General features: G+C 69.8%; 13 protein-coding genes. 8 read left to right on the forward strand and 5 right to left on the reverse strand.

Annotated features, from left to right (window positions below):
• Positions 1–131: 131 nt before the first annotated feature.
• A complete protein-coding gene (locus tag ACNJ7E_RS07635) occupies positions 132–3,485 on the reverse strand; it encodes an IniB N-terminal domain-containing protein (protein ID WP_418339505.1) in 3,354 nt (1,117 codons plus the stop codon).
• Between the two features lie 358 nt (positions 3,486–3,843).
• On the opposite strand from ACNJ7E_RS07635, the gene ACNJ7E_RS07640 reads away from it, so the two are divergent.
• The 5 genes from ACNJ7E_RS07640 (at position 3,844) to ACNJ7E_RS07660 (ending at position 11,924) form a co-directional block, all read left to right on the forward strand.
• Positions 3,844–5,667: an Hsp70 family protein gene (locus ACNJ7E_RS07640; RefSeq protein WP_418339506.1), complete on the forward strand. Its 1,824-nt coding sequence runs from the start codon at positions 3,844–3,846 to the stop codon at positions 5,665–5,667.
• Positions 5,668–5,674: 7 nt separating this feature from the next.
• On the forward strand, positions 5,675–7,618 hold the full coding sequence (locus tag ACNJ7E_RS07645) for a LuxR C-terminal-related transcriptional regulator (RefSeq protein ID WP_418339507.1): 1,944 nt from the start codon (positions 5,675–5,677) through the stop codon (positions 7,616–7,618).
• A 155-nt stretch (positions 7,619–7,773) separates the two neighbouring features.
• Positions 7,774–8,943, forward strand: a complete 1,170-nt coding sequence (locus ACNJ7E_RS07650; RefSeq protein ID WP_418339508.1) for a hypothetical protein — start codon at positions 7,774–7,776, stop codon at positions 8,941–8,943.
• 112 nt (positions 8,944–9,055) lie between these two features.
• Entirely contained in the window at positions 9,056–10,375 is a 1,320-nt protein-coding gene (locus tag ACNJ7E_RS07655) for a S1 family peptidase (RefSeq protein WP_283333488.1), read from the forward strand.
• Between the two features lie 238 nt (positions 10,376–10,613).
• Positions 10,614–11,924, forward strand: a complete 1,311-nt coding sequence (locus ACNJ7E_RS07660; protein WP_283333487.1) for a S1 family peptidase — start codon at positions 10,614–10,616, stop codon at positions 11,922–11,924.
• A gap of 443 nt (positions 11,925–12,367) precedes the next feature.
• Here ACNJ7E_RS07660 and ACNJ7E_RS07665 read toward each other — a convergent pair whose 3' ends face one another.
• From ACNJ7E_RS07665 to ACNJ7E_RS07680, 4 genes are all read right to left on the reverse strand, one after another.
• Positions 12,368–13,069 (reverse strand): DUF8020 domain-containing protein, encoded by a 702-nt coding sequence (locus ACNJ7E_RS07665; protein ID WP_418339509.1) that lies wholly within the window; start codon positions 13,067–13,069, stop codon positions 12,368–12,370.
• Complete coding sequence (locus ACNJ7E_RS07670; protein ID WP_283333485.1) at positions 13,066–13,806, reverse strand: DUF8020 domain-containing protein; 741 nt, start codon at positions 13,804–13,806, stop codon at positions 13,066–13,068. The genes ACNJ7E_RS07665 and ACNJ7E_RS07670 overlap by 4 nt, the downstream gene beginning before the upstream one ends.
• Before the next feature lie 171 nt (positions 13,807–13,977).
• Positions 13,978–14,664 (reverse strand): DUF8020 domain-containing protein, encoded by a 687-nt coding sequence (locus ACNJ7E_RS07675; RefSeq protein WP_418339510.1) that lies wholly within the window; start codon positions 14,662–14,664, stop codon positions 13,978–13,980.
• Between the two features lie 293 nt (positions 14,665–14,957).
• Entirely contained in the window at positions 14,958–15,389 is a 432-nt protein-coding gene (locus ACNJ7E_RS07680; RefSeq protein WP_418339511.1) for a hypothetical protein, read from the reverse strand.
• A gap of 621 nt (positions 15,390–16,010) precedes the next feature.
• Here ACNJ7E_RS07680 and ACNJ7E_RS07685 point away from each other — a divergent pair.
• The 3 genes from ACNJ7E_RS07685 (at position 16,011) to ACNJ7E_RS07695 (ending at position 20,147) form a co-directional block, all read left to right on the forward strand.
• Complete coding sequence (locus ACNJ7E_RS07685) at positions 16,011–19,256, forward strand: (Fe-S)-binding protein (protein ID WP_418339512.1); 3,246 nt, start codon at positions 16,011–16,013, stop codon at positions 19,254–19,256.
• A gap of 94 nt (positions 19,257–19,350) precedes the next feature.
• Complete coding sequence (locus ACNJ7E_RS07690; RefSeq protein ID WP_418339513.1) at positions 19,351–19,695, forward strand: hypothetical protein; 345 nt, start codon at positions 19,351–19,353, stop codon at positions 19,693–19,695.
• A 143-nt stretch (positions 19,696–19,838) separates the two neighbouring features.
• Positions 19,839–20,147: a hypothetical protein gene (locus tag ACNJ7E_RS07695; RefSeq protein ID WP_418339514.1), complete on the forward strand. Its 309-nt coding sequence runs from the start codon at positions 19,839–19,841 to the stop codon at positions 20,145–20,147.
• The last annotated feature ends 7 nt before the right edge of the window (positions 20,148–20,154 follow it).

Genomic DNA, 20,154 nt, shown 5'->3' on the forward strand with positions numbered 1-20,154 from the left:
ACCACGTTCAGTGCACCGACACCCGACTGTGTGAAACAGCCCCGCACGCATAACGCGTCCGGGGCTGATTTCGTTACATCGTACGGCGGTTCCGGCCGCCCCGTCTGGGGGATGCCGGAACCGCCGTCTCATCACGGCTCTAGGTGATCGACCACGTCCGTGACGTCGTGCGTGGTGGCCACCGAGGTGTCGGTGTCACCGAACAGCGAGCCGTCGGTGTCGGCGTGCAGGCCCGAGTCGGCGCCGAACGCGTTGTCGGCGTCGATCGACGACCAGGTGTCGGCGCCGGTGTCGACGGCACCGCCCAGGGTGGACCCCAGTCCGCCTGCGATCGACCCGGTGGTGTCGGCCACGACCCCGCCGACCGCACCGAGGTCGGCGGAACCGTCCGTGGTCGCGTCCGTGTCGGCGGAACCGCCTGCCGACGCTCCACCGTCGACCGAACCGCCGGCGGACGCTCCGCCGACGACGGCACCGCCCACTGCGGCTCCACCGTCGACCGCTCCGCCGACCGCACCGTCGAGGGCGCCTCCGACCGAGGTGCCGAGCGATCCGAGGCCACCCACGCCGCCGGACAATCCGGCGCCGAGGCCGGTGACCGCGTCGGTGGTGGCATCGAGGCCACCGGTCAGACCGGCAGTGGCGTCGACCGCGCTGTCCAGGCCGCCTTCGATTCCACCGGCCACGTCACCGCCGACTCCGGCCGCGGCATCCACGGTGCCGCCGAGGCTTCCGCCGACATTCGCGGCCGTGTCCAGCGCACCACCGACCGTGCCACCCAGATCGGCCGCCGTGTCCAGGGCGCCGCCGAGGTTCGCGTCCACGTTCGCACCGGCGTCGGCGACCGCGCCGACCGAGGCGCCTGCCTCGCCCACCGCGTCGACGGCACCGCCGACGCTGCCGGTCAGTGCGGAGCCGAGGCCCGCACCGGTTTCGAAGATTCCACCGAGACCACCGGTGAGACCGCTGGTCAGACCGGCGCCCAGGCCACCGGCCGTGTCCAATCCGCCGACCAGGTTGGTTCCGAGGCTGCCGCCCAGGTCCGCTCCGGCGTCGGCAACCGCACCGACACCCGCCGCGACACCGGCACCGATGCCTGCCGCGGCGTCCGCGCCGCCCGCGACGCCGCCGCCGACCGCGCCGCCCACGTTGCCCGTGACGTCACTGCCCACGTCGAGCAGTCCACCGAGCGCGCCGTCGATGCCGCCCGTCAGGCCACCCGCGAGATCGGCGCCCGCGTCGAGCGCACCGTCCAGCGCGCCGCCCACGCCTGCTGCGGCGCCGAGTCCGAGGTCGGCGTCCAGAGCGGAGTCCAGATCGAGTCCGCCACCGGCCTCCAGAGCCGTCTCCAGTGCGGAACCGAGGGTCGCGCTGAGATCGCCGTCGGCTCCGAGGACGCCGCCGAAAGCGGTGCCCAGCGTGCTGCCGATGCTGCCCTCCGCGCCGAGAACGCTGTCGAGGTCGAGGGCGCCGCCGGTCTCCAGCGCACCGCCGAGCACTCCGCCGAGCGCCGCGCCGAGGTCGGCGCCCGCGCCGCCACCGACACCGAACGCACCGCCGAGTAGGCCGCCCAGGTCGGTCACGCCGCCGAGGTCGACTCCGCCGTCCGCGCCGAGCACCGCGTCGAGGGCCGCACCCAGACCGGCGGTGGCGTCACCGTCGACTCCGAGCACTCCGCCGAGCGCGCCGCTGATGGTGGTTCCCAGGTCGGCACCGGTGTCGAGGACACCGCCCAGCCCGAGGCCGCTCTCCAGAGCGCCACCCAGGACCGTGCCCAGGTTCGCGCCTGCCTCGCCGCCCAGCCCGAGGGCCCCGCTCAGCGCCGTCGTCAGCTCCGACGTCAGTTCCCCGCCGAGACCGAGGTCGGCGCCCAGCCCGAGGTCCAGTCCGCCGTCCAGCAGACCACCCAGGTCGATGTCCGTCACTCCGCCCGCGCCGAGCACGGCGTCGAGGGTGCTGCCCAGTTCGGCGGCCAGGCCACCGTCCAGACCGAGGGCGCCGCCGAGGACCGTGCCGAGCGCGGCGTCCAGTCCCAGTCCGCTGTCGAGTGCGCCGGACAGGGCGCCACCGAGGCCGCCGTCCAAATCGAGGGCGCCGCCGAGCAGACCGCCCAGGGCTCCACCGAGATCGCCGCTGACGTCACCGCCCGCGCCGAGGACGCCACCGAGGATGCCGCTCAGCGCACCGCCGAGGTCGCCGTCGGCACCGAGAACGGCGCCGAGGTCGAGTCCGCCACCGGCACCGAGAACGGCGTCCAGCGCGGTACCCAGACCGGCGGTGAGGTCGCCGCCGACTCCGAGTTCACCGCCGAGCAGTCCGCTCAGCGCACCGCCGAGGCTGCCGCCCGCGCCGAGGATCGCGTCGAGGTCCAGTCCGCCGCCCAGGTCCGCGATCGAACCGAGCGTCGCGCCGAGTGCGCCACCGAGGTCTGCGCTCAGGTCGCCGCCCGCACCGAGGACACCACCGAGAGCGCCACCGAGGACCGCGCCGAGGTCGGTGCCGAGAACTCCGCCGAGCGAGCCGGCGACGTCACCGAGCAGTTCACCGCCGAGCAGGCCTTCGAGGGTGGCGCCCAGTCCGCCGCCTGCGCCGATCGCCGCGTCGAGCGCACCGCCCAGCGCGCCGCCGAGACCGGCGTCGACACCGAGCACGCCGCCGAGGGTCGTTCCGAGCACAGCACCGAGGTCGAGGCCGCCACCGAGTCCGGCGAGGATGTCACCGTCCAGGCTGCCACCGAGGTCGACGACGCTTCCGAGGGCGGCACCGAGAGCCGCACCCAGCTCGGCGCCCAGGTCGCCGCCGATCGACAGTGCGGGGGCGAGGATCCCGGTGAGACCACCGGCCACGTCGACCACCGGCAGGGCCGTGATCGCCGCGGTGAGGGTGGTGGCGAGCTGCGCCGTCAGGTCGGCGCCCAACCCGAGGGCGCCTCCGAGGGCCCCGCTGATCGTTGCGCCGAGGTCGAGGGCACTACCGAGGTCGAGGCCACCGGTGAGGGAGAGTGCTGCGTCGAGGGCCGCACCCAGCGCGGCACCGAGCTCCGCACCGATCTCGCCGCCGATCTCCAGCGCGGCACCGAGTGCGGCACTCAGGCCGGCAGCCAGTTCCGCCGCGAAGTCGAAGTCGCCGCCCAGGCCGGCACCGAGACCGAGGCCTGCGCCGGCACCGATACCGACCGCACCGCCGAGGCCGCCGCCGAGACCGAGGCCGCCGCCCAGGCCGCCACCGACACCTGCGCCGACACCGCCCGCCACGTCACCGGCGACGTCGGCACCGGCGTTGACGATCGCGGCCAGGTCGGCCCCGCCGCCTGCGAACAGTCCCGACTCCGCGACCAGCGGAGCAACGGACACGATGTCCGCGTGGCTCACACCCTGCAGGCCGGCGGCGCACAGCGCCTCGGTCGGGTTGGCGCAGTAGGCAGCCGCAGCCTGCTCGTCGCGAAGAAGGCCGAGGATGAAGTCGAGGACGGCGTTGGTAGCCATGGCAGCTCTCCTGTAGTCGAGGTTCGGGGAGTTCGGGTGGCCACCACAACTGCTGTGACGGCGAGTGAAATACACGTTATGGATCGGCGGCCCCCTTCCCAACGGGGCGGCGCCCCCTACTCGGGGACCCCGGTATCGGGGATCTCCCATCGGGGGTCGGGGCCTCCCCGTTAGGGGATAGGGGGCCATTAGGGGATCGGCCCCGTAACTGCCGTCGACCAGCGGAGTCGGCGTAACGAAACGGCCGCTCCACGCGACAATTCGAGTGACCACGACGGCTTCGGCCGTCACATACGACGGCGGCACCGTCCGCCTGACGCAGGCGGCGTGACGCCCGCCCGGACCACAGGAGTGGAAGATGGCTGCAGCGCTCGGCATCGGTGTCGGATCGGTCAATACGGTGGCCGCCGTCGACACGGACGGGGCGAGCGTGACGGATGCCGCCGACCTCACCGTCCTGTCCCGCGCCAGTGTTCTCCACCTCTCCCCCGATCGCGCTCCGGTCCTCGGCGACGACGCGAGCGAACCCGATGCGGTGACGGTGTCCGACTTCGCGAACCGCGTGGGCGACCCGGTCGGGATCCTCACCGACGACGGCTCGACCTACTCCGGTGAAGACCTGGTGGCCACCGCCGTGAGCTGCATCGTGCACGAGGCCGCGTCGGGCCGCCACGGCCTCCCGACCACCGTCGTCGCCCACCCGACCGTCTGGCCGCCGTACACCGTCGGTGTCCTCGCCGACGCGCTCGAGCAGGCCGGCGTCACGGACGCGACCCTGGTGTCGGAGGCGCAGGCGGTGATGACGTGGCTCGAACGGACCCGCGGCACTCTCGGCGACGCGTTGACCGTCATCTACGACCTCGGCGGCACCTCGCTCGACATCACCCTCTTCCGTTCGGACGCACACGGCACGGAGACCGGCGTCCTCGGCAAGCCGGTACGGTCCGAGGACTTCGGTGGCGCCCACTTCGACCACGCCACCATGCAGTACGTCCTCGGCAACGTCGCCGAGGAGTTCGGCGACATCGACCCGTTCGCCCCCGACACCGTCGCCGCCCTCACCCGGTTGCGGACCCGCTGCACCGCGGCGAAGGAGGCGTTGTCCTCCGACACCGAAGCCACCATCGGCATCGAACTGCCCGGCATCTCCACCGACGTGCGGCTGGTGCGCTCGGAACTCGAAGACCTGATCCGCGCGTCCCTGCAGGAATCGGTGACGCTGGTGCGCGAGAGCATCCACGCCGCCGGTCTCGAATCCAGCGACGTCACCCAGGTGGTGCTCACCGGCGGAAGCGCCGCGATCCCGCTGGTCGCCGAACTCCTGTCGGCGGAACTGCGTGTTCCCGTCGTCGCAGCCGAACGTCCGGGCCATACCGCGGCCCTGGGCGCCGCCCTACTCGCCGCCGACAAGGACGCGGGACGCGCCGCCGCCCCGACCGTCGCGCGGATGCCGGTCGTCGTGCCCACCGCGGCACCTGCAGCGCCCGTCGCCGCCCCGACCGTCGAGCCGGACGCCGAGACCGTCGTCCTCGCCGCCCGCACCCCCGCACCGACCCTCGGCGAGCCCGCCGCCACCGGAATGTCGCGGAAGAAGAAGGCCGGGATCATCACCGCCTCCGCCGCAGCCATCGCCCTGCTCGCCGCGGGTGGGCTGTCGCTCGGCACGGCCCTCGACAGCGCACCGTCGTCGTCCAGCTCTGGTTCCACCACCTCGCAGTCGTCGGGCACGTCGGCGGGCGCGGCGTCCACGTCCGGTGTTCCTGCCGAGGCCGCCGCGACGGGCGCCGCCGCTCCCGGCACCGAGGCGGCGGGCATCGCCGCCGCGACCGGTGTCCCCGGCACCGCGGCCGGCGTCGCGACCCCGGTCGCGGCACCCGGCACCGTCCCACCCGGCACCGTGGCGCCGGCCGTGGCCGCACCGGTCGCTGCAGCGCCCGGCACCGCACCGGCACCCGCGGCCGAGGTACCCGCACCCGCACCTGCCCCGGCTCCCGCGCCCGCACCTGCCCCCGCTCCGGCCCCGAGCGTTCCCCAGACCGACGGCGGCGCCGCGATCGCCAACACCATCGTCGGCGGCGCCGGCGCGGTGGGTGACACCGTCAACGGAGTGGGCGACACGGTCGGCGGCGTCGTCGGCGGAGTCACCGGCCTGGTGCCCGGCGTCCTCGGCAACGGCGGATAGGGCGCCGGTGTCCACGCTGCCCTCACCGCTTCCTCCCACGGAACTCGCGGAGCTCGACGGCCCGCAACTGTCCGCTCTCGCACTGGTTCTGCTCGGCAGCGACCTCGACGAGACCGTGGTCGCCCGAGTACTCGACGTCGAACCTGACCGTGCCCGCGCCGCTGTCGACGCGCTCCGCGCAGACGGCTGGGTCGACGAACGGGACGCGCTGGTTCTGGCGGACCACACGCATCTCACGACAACGCTCGGCGAAAACAAGCTGACCACGCTCGCTCGCCGCCTGCTCACCCATCACGTCGACGGCGGAACGCTCACGCTTCCCGTCGCCCGCGCGGTCGCCGCGACCGGCACACCGAGCGACGATCTGAGCCAATTTCTCTGCGCCCAGGCCGAACTCGCCGAACCGGCCACCGCCGTCGCGTTGTATTCCGAAGCCTGCCGGGTCGGCAGGCTCGGCGACAGTGCCGTCGTCGCATACGCCGAGGCCAGCGCCCTGAACGGCGACCTCGACACCGCGGTCGGCCTGGCCGATTCGGTCCTCGAACGGTCCGGCACCGTCGGCGATGCGGAACTCGCTGCGGCGGTCAGGATTTCGGCCGCCGGCGCCGCGTTCTGCGGCATGATCGATCGCAGCGCCGAACTGTACGCCTGGCTCGGCGCCGACCGGGCGGGCGCCGACGCCTCCCTCGCGGCCTCCGTCCTGGTGGTGGCAGGGCGACTCGACGACGCCGAAGCCGTCCTCGCCACCAGCGCGGGCGCACCCCCCACCGCCGCCACCGCCGGAGCCGCACTCGTCGCGACCGGACTCGTCCAATCGGTGACCGCGTCCGCCAACGCCGCACTGAACTCACTGACGCGTGCGCTGTCGCTGCCCGGTCGCGCGTCCCGGCCACGGGTGCTTCCCGACTCCCCCGCCGCGATCACCGCCCTCGCCGCGCTCCACTGCGGCGAACTCGCCCACGCGGACGCCGTCCTCGCCCGGGCACGGGAAACCGAACGGCCCGGCAGTGTCACCGCGAACCGGCATCAGCTGCTCACCGCCTGGACATCCATGGTCCGCGGCGACCTCGCCGCGGCGCAGTCCCGGCTCGACGGCCTCGACGCCGCGTCGATGCGGCAACGCGATCTGCTGTTCGTCCACGGCCTGCGGGTCGGGCTGGCCCGGCGCACCGGCGACAACGCCGCACTGCTCCAGGCCTGGGCAGGCGCGCAGGGCGTCCTCGCCGAGTACTCGGTGGACCTGCTGAGCCTGCTGCCGCTCGGCGAACTGTGGCTGACATCGATCCGGGTCGGCGAACCCGCCCGGATCACTCACCTCGTCGAGGACGCGCAATCGTTGCTGCGGACGCTCGGCGAGCCGGCGATGTGGGGTTCGGCGCTGCACTGGTACGGCGTGCAGGCCTCGATCCTCGCCGAATGCCCCGCAGATCTGATGCCCCACGCCCGCGCACTCGGCGATGCTGCCAAGGTCAGCACGTACGCGTCCGGGCTCGCCACCGCCGGTCGCGCCTGGCTGCGTGTGCTGCAGGGCGACATCGACGCCGCATCCGTCGAGGACGCGGCCCGCACCCTCGACCGGATCGGCCTGCCGTGGGACGGTGCGCGCCTCGCGGGTGAAGCCGCGCTGCGCGCGTCCGACACGAGGGTCGCGACCACGCTCCTGCAGGTCGCGAGGGCCCTGCGGCAGCCGACGTCCGCGGGCAACGGCACCGACTCCGCGGTCGTGTCGAGTCCGAGCACACCGGGATCGCTCACCGACCGCGAGGCCCAGGTGGCCGAACTGCTCGTCCAGGGGCTGACGTACCGGGAGATCGGGTCGCGCCTCTACATCTCCGCCAAGACCATCGAGCACCACGTCGCGCGGATCCGGCGGCGGCTGGGCGCCGGGTCGCGGTCCGAGCTGTTGTCGATGCTGCGTGCGATGGGCCACGGGTATTCCGCCGACTCCTGACCCGTGAGTACTTATTAACCGCGGGTGGTTAATAAGTACTCACGGGCGCCGGAGGCGCAGCAGCGCCCCGTGTAACCATTCGGCTGCGGCAGGCGACACACTGTGCACATGGTGCGATGACGCACTCCCTCGAACTGTGCCAGTAAGGATCTTTCATGACCACCGGAGTCGGACTCACCGTCGGCGATGCGGTTTCCACAGCGGTGGTGACCGCTTCCGGAACCGACGTGAGGACGATCGAACACCCGTCCGTCCTGTTCACGGCCCCGGACGGCACGGTTCAGCTCGGCGACCCCGGCACGGAATCGACGGGCGCCGTCCGCGACTTCCTGGCCCGCGTCGGTGAGCCCGCAGGCATCGAGTACGCGGGCTCGCTGACCCGCGCCGAGGACCTCGTCGCGACGGCGATGTTCTGCCTCTTCAGGGAGGCCGCGGACGGACTGTCGGGGACGGTGAAGGTCACCGCGACCCATCCGTCGGACTGGGCGCCGGAGATCGTCACGAAACTGCGCGAATCCCTCGACTACATGGGCCTGGGCGAGGCGACACTCATCCCGGAGTCGGTGGCGCTCGCCGCCTCGCCGGAGTCCCCGGCCCACGGCGCGGCACTGCTGGCGGCCGGGCTGGCACTGACCGACGAGGACACGAGCGCCGACACCGAGTCGATTCCGGTCGTCGAGGCTCCGATGCCCACCGCGTACTCCGCGGTGACGGCGGTGCCCGCAGCCGCGGCCGCGGCTGCGGCCGCTGCCGCATATCCGCCCGCCGAGACCGAGGCGTCCGCTCCCACGAGTACACCGACGCCACCCGCCAAGCGCACGAACCGTCGGCCGCTGATCATCGCCGGTGTCGCCGCGGCCGCACTGGTGGTGGCAGGTGGGGCGCTCGCGTTCGCGCTCACAGGCAACGGCAGCACCGCGGTCCCGACGATCCAGGACGCCCAGACCGCGTCGGTGACGACGTCCAGCGCACGACCCACGACGGCCGCATCCGTTGTCTTGCCGACGGCGAGCACGCAGGAGGTGGCCGTGACGACGGAGGTTCAGGCCCCCGTCCCGGTCGCTCCGCCGCCTGCACCGGTGGAGACGACATCCGTATTCGTGCCGCCGCCTCCGCCCTCGACGACGACGCCGGTGATCACGCTTCCCTCGATCACCACGGTCACGCAGACCACCACTACGACGACGACCGCCGCGACGACCACGACGACGCCGCCGGAGACGACCACTACCACAACAACCACGACGACGATGAAGGAACCCGCGGCCGCGACCACCACCACGACCACGCCCGCAAAGCCTGCTCTCAAAAGCCCAGGTGAGTGAGGCTCTGGTCACACCTCCCCGACCGTCTGACTCGTCCGTAGCTTAAGGTGGGGCGCTGATACCCACCCCAGAAGGAATCCTCAGTGAACGGATTCCGTGCAGAAGGGATTTCATGCGTAACGTGCTGGCGCACCGCGCCGCTGTTGTAGGCGCCTCGGCAATGCTTCTTCTCTTTCCGTTTTCCACTGCCGCCCAGGCCGACCCTGTTACGCAGCCCGACACCACTCAGCTGAGCGCCGACAAGTTGCCGGCCGAACTCGTCGAGGCCATTACCCGCGACCTGAAGATCAGCCCGCAGGAGTACCTCGACCGCGCCGCGAAGGCACAGGAGCTGGGCAGTTACGCCGAGGACTTCCGGGAGCAGCATCCCGACGACTTCGCCGGGGCCTGGATCGGCCTCGACGGTCAGCCCGTCGTCGCGGTCACCACGAACGAGGCCGCCGACGCCGCAGCCAAGGCCGGGTACGACACCCGCATTGCGCCGGTGTCCGCGAACGGCCTGGAGAAGACCCTCTCCGACGTGAACGGCTGGATCGCGGGACTGCCGAAGGACGTGGCTTCCCAGGTCAACTCCGCGTCGATCGACGTCCTCGAGAACCGCGTCGTCATCGACGTCGTCAACAGCCCCATCGGCCAGGCGCTGAACCTGCCGACGCTGCTTGCGAACGTCAAGGTCATGCTGAGCCCCGGCGGCGGCGGTCCGGTGGAGCGCGGTCCCCTCGCCGGTGACACCTACATCACCACCGCGGGTGAGCTGCCGAAGACGCCGATCTCGGAGATCTCCGTCTGCTCGCTGGGCTTCAACGCCGTGGACGACAGCGGCCAGGCCGTGAACATCAGCGCCGGACACTGCAACCCCGCCGAGGGTCAGCCGTCGCCGGTGTTCCTTCCCAATCACCAGAACGTCGACGACAGCCAGCAGATCGGCGCCTTCTCGAAGTCGTCGGTGGGCAACCCGGCCGACAAGCTGGACTATTCGGTGATCAAGCTCAACGAGGCCGGCGTCAAGGCCGGTCTGGACCGTCCCGCGGTTCGTGGCGCGAACGGCACCACGCTGGAGATCACCGGCACCGCCCGGCCCGTCGTCGGCGCCCCGATCTGCAAGTCGGGTCAGACGTCGTCGTTCACGTGTGGTGTGGTGGCAGCCGATCACGTCGAGACGCAACTGTTCGTCGCCGACGGTTCGAGCCGCGTGGTCAACGGTTTCGCCGGCACGGCCTGCACCCTCGCGGGTGACAGCGGCGGCGCCATCGTCACCGGAACCCTCGCGTTGGGCATCACCAGTGGTTCCAACGCCAGTGGCGCCCCCAACTGCACGGAGGCGAACCTGGTGCTGGCACCGGAGGGTGGCACCGCCAGCCTCGGCATCCCCGTCGCGGACATCGTGGACACGCTCGGATCCGGGATGCGCGTGCGCACCATCTCCGACTAGTTCTGCTCCGCTTCACCCTGTGCCCGGTGTCCGTTCGCTCGGACACCGGGCACAGGTGTGTTCCGGCCTTGTGTCCGCTTTGTCCTGCAGCGTCGTCCACCGAGAGTGTTACAGGTGGGAATAGACGGGGCGAACCCATATAGTCGACTCCGACTGTGTACGGCCTTACCTGTCGGGGGGGTCGTATTCGTATGCGCCCGCGAGGCGACTGCGAACAAACAAAAATAGAAAGGCCCCCATGCGAAGCTCCATCGCACGTCGTGCCGCCGTGTTCGGCTCCGCCGCGCTGCTGCTCCTCGGCCCGGTCGCCGCCTCCGCTCAGGCCGATCCGGTCGAGCCCGGAGTGTCCGGCCAGGCCGGCAAGCTTCCCGCGGAACTGATCGACGCGATCCAGCGTGATCTGTCGCTGAGCCCGGACCAGTACCTGGAGCACTCCGAGCTGGGCCAGAAGCTGGCCGAGTTCGCGAAGACCGCCCGAACCCAGTTCCCGGACGCGTTCGCCGGAACCTGGCTCGACAACGCCGGCACCCCGATCGTCGGGCTCGCCGACGGCGCCGACAAGGACGCTGCGGTCGCCGCGGCCGAGAAGGCCGGCTTCCAGGTGAAGGATGTGGCACAGAGCGAGAGCAGCCTGCAGGCTCAGGTGAAGTCGCTCGACGGTTGGCTGGACACCCAGCCGCCCGCCGTCGCGGATCTCGTTCGCGGTGTGGCCATCGACATCGTGAACAACGATCTCGTGCTCCGCGCCGACAACGTGGGCGGGTTGCAGCTTCCGGACTTCCTGAAGGGCGCACGCGTCGTGCAGTCGCCCGCCACGGCCGCTCCGCTGCCGTCCACCGACCTCACCCCCATCGCCGAACCGCTCCCCGCCGACGCCCTGCTGGGCGGCGACGCGTACGGCTCGCTCGGCGGCGGAGTCGGGCTGCGCTGCTCGCTCGGTTTCAACGGCACCGACAGTTCGGGCGGCCCGGTGAACATCACGGCCGGACACTGCGACCCCAACCGGGACGCTGCCGGCACCTCGGAGGCGTCGGAGGCGTTCTCTCTGGTCCCGGGTGGCACCGGTCCGCGGATCGGCACGTTCGCCAAGACCAGCCTGGACATCCACGACTACTCGATCATCCGGGCCGACGACAGCGCCGCACGCCGGTTCGAGAACAACGGCGTCCGGGTTCCCGGCGCCGCGCCGGTCGCCATCACCGGAACCGCCGACCCGATTGTCGGCGCCCCGGTGTGCAAGTCGGGTCTGACCACCGGTTTCACGTGCGGTGTCGTCACGTCCGTGGCACAGACCGTCTCGGTCGGTGAGCGCACGCTGGCCGACAGCTTCTCGACGAGCATGTGCGCCCTGCAGGGCGACAGCGGCGGCACGATCGTGACCGGCACGCTGGCACTCGGAATCTCGAGCGCGTCCAACGTCGGGCAGTACCCGATCTGCCAGGTCGCGGACGTCGTCACGTTCGTCCTCGGCGAGAGCCCCGAGTTGTTCGCCACGCCGATCAACGAGGTGCTGGCCGAGAACCCGGGTCTGCGCGTGCGCACCTCGTAACGCACTCCGCCTGCGACAGCGGCCCGCTTCCCTCTCGGGAGGCGGGCCGTTGTCGTCGGTCGTGCACTCGGGCCGCGTAGGGCCGGACCGCTCGCGCGTCGCGCAGGGTGGTGCAAGGAACAGTTGTTTTCCGCAGTGATCGAGGACAGCGCGACGCGGGTGGCTGACAGCCAGACGGACATGATCGATCGCCACCTCGGTGAGGTGAACGACCTCGAGTCGGACCTCGAGTCGGACCTCGTCGCACTCGGCCGTGAGTGGGTCACGATCCCCACCCGGGATTTCGCGGACCAATTCGCCATGGTTCGGCAGATCAACGCGGAGGCTGCCCACTTCCCGCAGGCCGCGCTCGACGCCTGGCAGGAGGCCGGACCGCGCCGTCGGCGATCGTCACCGACGGGGTGGCGGCCTTCCTCGACGGCTACCGACCGCGCGGGAAGTGATCAGGTGGTGGGCTCGGGCGCGGGCGGAACGAACGGCGTGTTGATGGTGACGAGGTACTGGATTCCGAGGATCACCAGTGCGGCGCCGCCCACGAAGATGGTTCCCGCCAGCCCGCCGGCGGCGAATCCCGCCAGCAGCCCGCCGAGGCACCCGACCGGCGTGCCGATCACGGTCACGGCGAACAGGCCGCACCCGACCGCGAGACCCACGGCACCGAAGATCACACCGAAGATCAGGCCGCCGATCAGCGTCGCGTAACCGAGGTAGCTGTTGAAGTCGGCGAGAGCCGAATCGTCGCGCTCTTCCTGAGTGTCGAACCCGTCCTGCGCAACCGATTTCAGGGACGACGCGACGTCGGCGGGAACGTGCGGGGTGAGCGTCACCGTCCGCCCGTCGAGGTCGGCGTCGATCGGATAAACGGCGTCGCCGACGCGAATCGTGAGCGGCAGCGCAGCCACCACCTTGCCGCCGTCGTCGACCACCTCGACCGCTTCCCGGGTGTCGGTGATCCGGAAGGCGCCCGCGTCGATCGACGTGACGACGGACTCCCCCTCGGCGTGCGCCTCGTAGCCGATGTCGGACGAATCCTGCTGCGCCAGTGGAGCTGTGTGTGCGGTCCCCGCGGAGATTCCGAGTGCCGCGACGACGAGGAATACTGCTCCGGTGACGGCCCGCAGGTTCCGTGCGAACCGGCCGCTCATGCCGTGGGTTCCGGTGCGACGAACGGGCTGTTGATGGTGTTGAAGTACTGGATTCCCAGAACCACCAGGGCGCCACCACCGACGACGATGGTGCCGGCAAGCGCGACGACGGGCGCGACGATCAGCGCACCTCCGATGCACCCGGCCACCGGGCCGGCGAGGCCGAGGAATGGGATCACCAACGCAGCCGTGCCGGGGATGACACCGATCGCGCAACCGATCGCCCCGCCGATGATGGCGGCGACGATCGCGGTGATCGCGCTCGTGATCCCGAGCTGCTGCTGGAAGTCGTCGAGTGCGCGGTCGTCGCGTTCCTGCTTGTCCTGCGGCGCGGCGACGTCGTCGAGGGTCAGCCGCTCCGACACGGGGACGGGCGTCGCTGCCGACGGATCCATGTTCGGGGCGAGTCTCAGGACGCGAGCGGTCTCGTCGACCGTAACGGCGAAGGGATGCTGCAGGTCGTCGACCCGGAAGAACGTGGGAATGGACGCGACGACGCGGCCGCCGTCGTCGACCACGTCGACGGTGTCGTTCGCGGCGTTGATCGAGAAGGCGCCGGCGTCGAGGGTGGCCACAGCGGCGTCACCGTCGCGGGCGGTCTGGTAGTTGATGTTCGGGATGCCCTGTTCCGTACCCGGCTGGGGTGCGGCGGCCGGATCAGCGTATGACGTGGCCGCCCCGACACCCATCGCCGCGACGACGAGCAGGGAGGTGGCAGTAAACCGTCGGAGGTTCATCGAGATCCGTTTCGAGAGCAGCGCTGTGACGGACGAAGGTTAGCCTAAGCATGGGCTCACCAGGCAGGTCACCTCCGCCGGTGTGACGAGGTTCACTTCCGCGACGCCGCACAAGGACGAACCGCCCGCCTCCGAAGGGAGGCGGGCGGTTCGAGGCACTGCGGGGTGGAGCTACTTCACCCACTTCGTGGTGCCGGGCGGCGCGTTCAGCGTGTTGATCAGGTCGATACCGGCGATCGCCAGCGTCGGGCCGCCCACGACGATGGTGCCGAGGAGCGCACCGATCCCCGCTCCCGTTACCCCGAAGGGCAAGCATCCGAAGACGGCCACAGGTGTCCCGACTACGCAACCGACGGCGAATCCCAGGATTCCACCCACAATGGTGCCACCGAGACTGCCGACCGTCATCGCGATGCCGAGCTGCTGCTGGAACGCCGACTGGGCCCTGGTGTTCTCATCGATCGACGCCACGTCGTGCAGCGCGATGGGCGTGATCCGATCCTCGGGTGAGATCGGCGTCGCCTCGGCCTTGTCGACACTCGGCGTCAGACGCAGGGTCTTTCCGTTTTCGGTGATCTCTTCCTCGAACGGAAACTGCAGTCCGTCGAGTCGGTACGCAAGCGGGAGGGAAACGACAGTGGCCCCACCCGCATCCTTGATCGCGACGGACTTCCCGTCCGATGCCAGCGCAAAGGCGCCTGCGTCGAGCGTGGTCACGACCGTGCGGTCCTCGATGTGGGACTCGTATCCGATCTCGGTGCCGGGCTCGGCGACGGGTTCCGCGACCACCACCCCGGACCCGGCCGCGAGCACGCCCACCAAAAGTGCCGAAGTCGTAACGATACGACGCAACTTCATTCCATCCCCTTAAGGTTTCAACCCCATCCGTTGCTAGACAGTAACTTGCGGCTGTGACAGATCCCAATTGAGTCTCGCCTCGCGAAAAGGCGCTCGCGAAATAGTGCGCGCAACGTTCTGAAAAATTGCGCCCAGAACGTCGTCGGGATCACATTTCAAGAATTGCACCAGTCATGGATGCAGTTATTCCTACAAAAAGCGGGGAACCGGTCGGTTTCTTCGCGGCAGCCTGCACGCACCAATCGGCCCCGCCGTGCAGGACACGACGGGGCCGGGCGCTGATGCGAGGGGCTCTACTCGTCCCTGTCCGCGTAAATCGACGTCCCCGGAGCGGCGTTGTACGTCTCCCACAACTGATATGCGCTGACGCCGAGAGTCGGGCCGCCGGCGACGATGGTTCCAATAACCCCGCCGATACCGGCTCCGGTCACCAGTCCGGCGACACAGCCAGCGGGAAGTGTTGCGATACAGCCGATTCCGGCCCCAGCAATGGTTCCGACCAGGCTTCCGACCGTGACGGCGATGCCGACCTGCGCACCGAACTGGGCGAACGCCCTGTCGTTCTCCTCACGGGACGCGACGTCGTTGAACGGAAGCGTCCCGGGTGCCGTGGACGTCACGGCCGGCGCCGGCGCCGGAACCGGTCCTGCATGTGACACTCCGGCAGCAAGCCCCATGGCGGCGACCGCCATCCCTGCCGTGACTGCAGCTTGTCTCACGATCATTGATGCCTCATTTCAGGAGCGTCCCGACGAAGTTCTGGTGTGATCGAAGTGCCCTGCTCGGCCCCCCGTATGACCGCTGGCCAGGGCCGGAAAACACGCTCAGAGTAACAGCGGAATCACGGCCGAAATGTTCATTGACGAAAAATTCATCACACCCGCAAGTTACCGATCGGTAGCGATTCGAAAGGGTGTGTAATTCGCGCGAATTGCACGGCATGAATTACGTCACCCGGGAGGGATTTCGGCAGCGTCGACGTGAGCACCCGGAATAGTTGCCCATCGTTATCCGGTCGCAATGCAAACGCATTGAATTCGTGACGAAAACGACCGCCGGAGCCCTCTCACGAAGCAGGCCGGACCGCTTCCGGTGGCAACCGGCCGAAGTTAGGGCGACCTTGGGTGAACGCCGCAATTGCGACCCTTTAACGTGACGAACAGAAAGTCCGATTGTGGCATGCACCACATGCCCCATCGGCGCCCGAGCTGCAGAGATCCCGCTGAGCGCCGGTAAGTTACCCGCAGGTACACTGAATAAGTTACTAGCGGGTAACTTAGCAAGCGTTAGGATCACGAGCAGTCCCGAGGTGGCCGCCCTGCCGCCCTGAAACGAAAGGCCGCGACATGAATGCCCTGACGATCACGTTGGGCACCATCGGCGTGCTGCTGAGCCTCGTATGTTGGTTCTCCTTCATCACTGGCGCATTGAAGATGGTCAACGTCGTCCGGATCGGCCAGTCGGCTCCGGACCGATGGCGTCCCTTCTTCCCGCGCTTCAAGCAGATGTGTGTGGAGTTCATCGCGCACACTCGCATGAGCAAGTTCCGCACCGTCGGCTGGGCTCACTGGCTGGTCATGGTCGGGTTCATGCTCGGAGCCATCGTGTGGTTCGAGGCGTACGGGCAGACGTTCGACCCGGCGTTCCACTGGCCGCTGGTCGGTAACACCGCCGTCTACCACTTCATCGACGAGATCCTGGGCCTCGGCACGGTCATCGGTATCACCACGCTGATCGTGATCCGCCAGCTCAATCACCCCCGCGTGCCCGCCCGGCTGTCCCGGTTCAGTGGCTCCGATTTCAAGGCCGCGTATTTCGTCGAGGCCGTCGTCCTCATCGAGGGCCTGGGCATGATCTTCGTGAAGGCCGGCAAGATCGCCACCTACGGCCACGCCAACCCGTGGACCGACTTCTTCACGATGAACCTCGCGAAGCTGCTGCCCGCGAGCCCGAACATGGTCGCGTTCTTCGCCTTCGTCAAGCTGATGTCGGGCATGATCTGGCTCTACGTCGTCGGACGCAACATCACCTGGGGTGTCGCCTGGCACCGCTTCGCGGCGTTCGCGAACATCTACTTCAAGCGTGAGGACGACGGCGACGTCGCCCTCGGTGCGGCCAAGCCGATGATGTCGGGCGGCAAGCCCATCAACATGGAGGACGCCGACCCCGACACCGACACGTTCGGCGCCGGCAACATCGAGGACTTCTCCTGGAAGGGCTGGCTGGACTTCACCACCTGCACCGAGTGCGGGCGCTGCCAGTCGCAGTGTCCCGCCTGGAACACCGGCAAGCCGCTGTCCCCGAAGCTGCTGATCACCTCGCTGCGTGACCACGGTTACGCGAAGGCCCCGTACCTGCTGGCCGGTGGCCGCAAGGACATGGGCGGCGACGAGATCGGCCTGGTGGACGGCGACGGCGCCGTGGACGAGACCACACTGGCCGCAATCCCCGAGGCTGCGCGCCGGGAGGCCGAGCGCAAGCTGGTCGGCGAGACCGTCGACGGCGAGCTGGCCCCGGTCATCGACGCCGAGACGCTGTGGAGCTGCACCAACTGCGGCGCGTGTGTCGAGCAGTGCCCCGTCGACATCGAGCACGTCGACCACATCATCGACATGCGCCGCTACCAGGTGCTGATCGAGTCGGAGTTCCCGTCCGAGCTGGCCGGCCTGTTCAAGAACCTCGAGAACAAGGGCAACCCCTGGGGTCAGAACTCCAAGGACCGTCTCAACTGGATCAGTGAGATGGACTTCGAGATCCCGGTGTTCGGCCAGGATGCCGACAGCTTCGAGGACTACGAGTACCTGTTCTGGGTCGGCTGCGCCGGCGCCTACGAGGACCGCGCCAAGAAGACCACCAAGGCCGTCGCCGAGCTGCTCGCCACCGCCGGCGTGAAGTTCATGGTCCTCGGCGCCGACGAGACGTGCACCGGCGACTCCGCTCGTCGCGCAGGTAACGAATTCCTGTTCCAGCAGCTCGCCATGCAGAACATCGAGTTGCTGAACTCGGTCTTCGACGGCGTCGAGCAGCGCAAGCGCAAGATCGTCGTCACCTGCGCGCACTGCTTCAACGCCCTCGGCAACGAGTACCCGGAGGTCGGCGGCGACTACGAGGTGGTTCACCACACTCAGCTGCTCAACCGCCTGGTCCGCCAGAAGAAGCTGATCCCGGTCGCATCCGTCGGGGAGGACGTCACCTACCACGACCCCTGCTTCCTCGGCCGCCACAACAAGGTCTACGACGCTCCCCGCGAGCTGATGGAGGCCTCCGGCGCCAAGTTGAAGGAAATGCCCCGTCACGGCGAACGGTCCATGTGCTGTGGTGCCGGTGGTGCCCGCATGTGGATGGAAGAGAACATCGGCAAGCGCATCAACATCGACCGGGTCGACGAGGCGCTCAGCACGGATCCGAAGAAGATCGCGACCGGCTGCCCGTTCTGCCGCGTCATGCTCACCGACGGTGTCACCGCTCGCCAGGAGTCCGGCCAGGGCGAGGGCGTCGAGGTCGTCGACGTCGCCCAGCTGATGCTCTCGTCCATCACGCGTCTCGAGCCCGAGAAGCTGAGCGAGAACATCAAGGTCATTCCCCGCGAGAAGCCGGCCGAACCGGCCGGATCGCCGGCAGCAGCCGAGGCCACGGCCGAGGTAATCGAGAAGGAGCGCGTCGAAGAGGTCGAGGAGGCCGCTGCAACGCCGGCCGCCACGGAAGCTCCGGCGGGCAAGGGCCTGGCGATGAAGGGCCTGGCCAAGGCTCCCGGCGCCAAGGCACCCGGCAAGGGACTCGGCATGGCAGGCGGGGCGAAGGCTCCCGGCAAGGGACTCGGCATGGCAGGCGGAGCGAAGGCTCCCGGCGCCAAAAAGGCAGCTCCCGCTCCAGCCGAGGCTGCCGGTACGGAGGCGCCCGCAGCGGAGGCACCCAAGCCCAAGGGCCTGGGACTCGCCGGCGGTGCGAAGGCACCGGGCGGCAAGGGTCTGCAGATGAAGGGTGCCGCCAAGGCTCCCGGCGCGAAGGCCGCCGCTCCGGCTGCCGACGCACCGGCGGCAGAGGCTCCCGCAGCGGAAACCCCTGCTCAGGACGCCCCCGCGGCGAAGCCGAAGGGACTCGGACTCGCGTCCGGCGCCAAGGCACCGGGCGGCAAGGGTCTGCAGATGAAGGGCAAGGCGAAGGCTCCCGGCGCGAAGGCCGCTCCCGCGGACGCTCCCGCCGAGCCGGCTGCCGCCGAACCCCAGGCTGCCGAACCGCAGGTCGCCGACACCTCCTCGGCTTCGGAGGCCCCCGCAGCCGAGGCGCCGAAGGCTCCCCCGGCGGCGAAGGCCGGTGGACTCGGTTTCAAGAGCGGCGCCAAGGCTCCCGGAGCCCGAAAGGCCGCGGCCCCCAAGGCCGCAGCTCCGAAGGCCGAAGCACCAAAGGCGGAGGCTCCCGCAGCTGAAGCGCCGAAGGCCGAGGCAACCGACACCGCGGCTCCGAAGGTGGAGGAGTCGAACGGCGACGGATCCAACGGCAAGGCACCGGAAACGGTGAAGGCTCCGCCGCCGGCCAAGCCCGGCGGACTCGGTTTCAAGGCAGGCGCGAAGGCACCCGGCCGGAAGAGCTAGCCGACAGCAGTGAACAGCAGCGCCCCCACCGTGATCGGTGGGGGCGCTGCTGTTTTCCGTGACGGCCCGCGTTGCGAACCGAGTACCCTCCGACATGATGACTTCGGGCGCCGATCTCACCGTTCGCCGCGCCGCCACGTACACGGTGGCGGTGATGGGCGGTGCACTCGTCGTTGCGCTCCTCTCGGTCGCGTGGATGTCGATCGATTCCGGTGACTGCGCCGAGTCGATGATGGAGTGTGCCGGCGGGGAGAAGTACGTCCTCGTCTTCGGCCCACCCGCGTTGCTGCTCCTGGGCGGGGTCGGAGCCTTCGTGCAGACCTACCGGGTGTGGCGGGCCGGTGGCCGGTGGCCGATCTGGCAGGGTGCGGGCTGGATGTTGTTCGTGTTCATGCTCATCTACGCCTCACTGTCGGCCGGCGCACTCACCGAGGTCTGACCTACCGCGGTTCGGCGCCGCCGCATCCCGGCATTCCGCCGCCCATCGGCTGGGCGGGTGGCAGGTCCTGCACCGTGTACTCCTGCCGGGTGTCGTCCTGCCCGGTCTCGCCGGCCGACGAGGCCTGTTCGACGGACGAGGTTGTGGTGGTTGTCGCCGAGGGCGTGTCGTCCTGGCCGATCAGTTGGGCCGCCACCATCCATCCCCGGATACCCGACCTCGGTGTCATTCTCACCGGCACACTGGTCGGCGCGACAACGAGGGTCGGCGCCTCGGCTGATGCGGACGGGGGCATCACGCGCGCCGACGCCGCCCCCGAGCAGATCTCGCGTGTCGCGCTGACGGCCCTTCGGTTCTGGCGATCCCAGGCGGGACGCCCGGCCATCGACACCGCGACGGTTCAGGCGTGCGCGTGCGCGGCGCGTTCCTGCGAGGCTCTGCTCGCGCGGTGACCGGCCG

The sequence above is a fragment of the Rhodococcus mengyinensis genome, assembly GCF_048381435.1.
In the GTDB taxonomy this organism is placed as follows: Bacteria; Actinomycetota; Actinomycetes; order Mycobacteriales; family Mycobacteriaceae; genus Rhodococcus_F; species Rhodococcus_F opacus_D.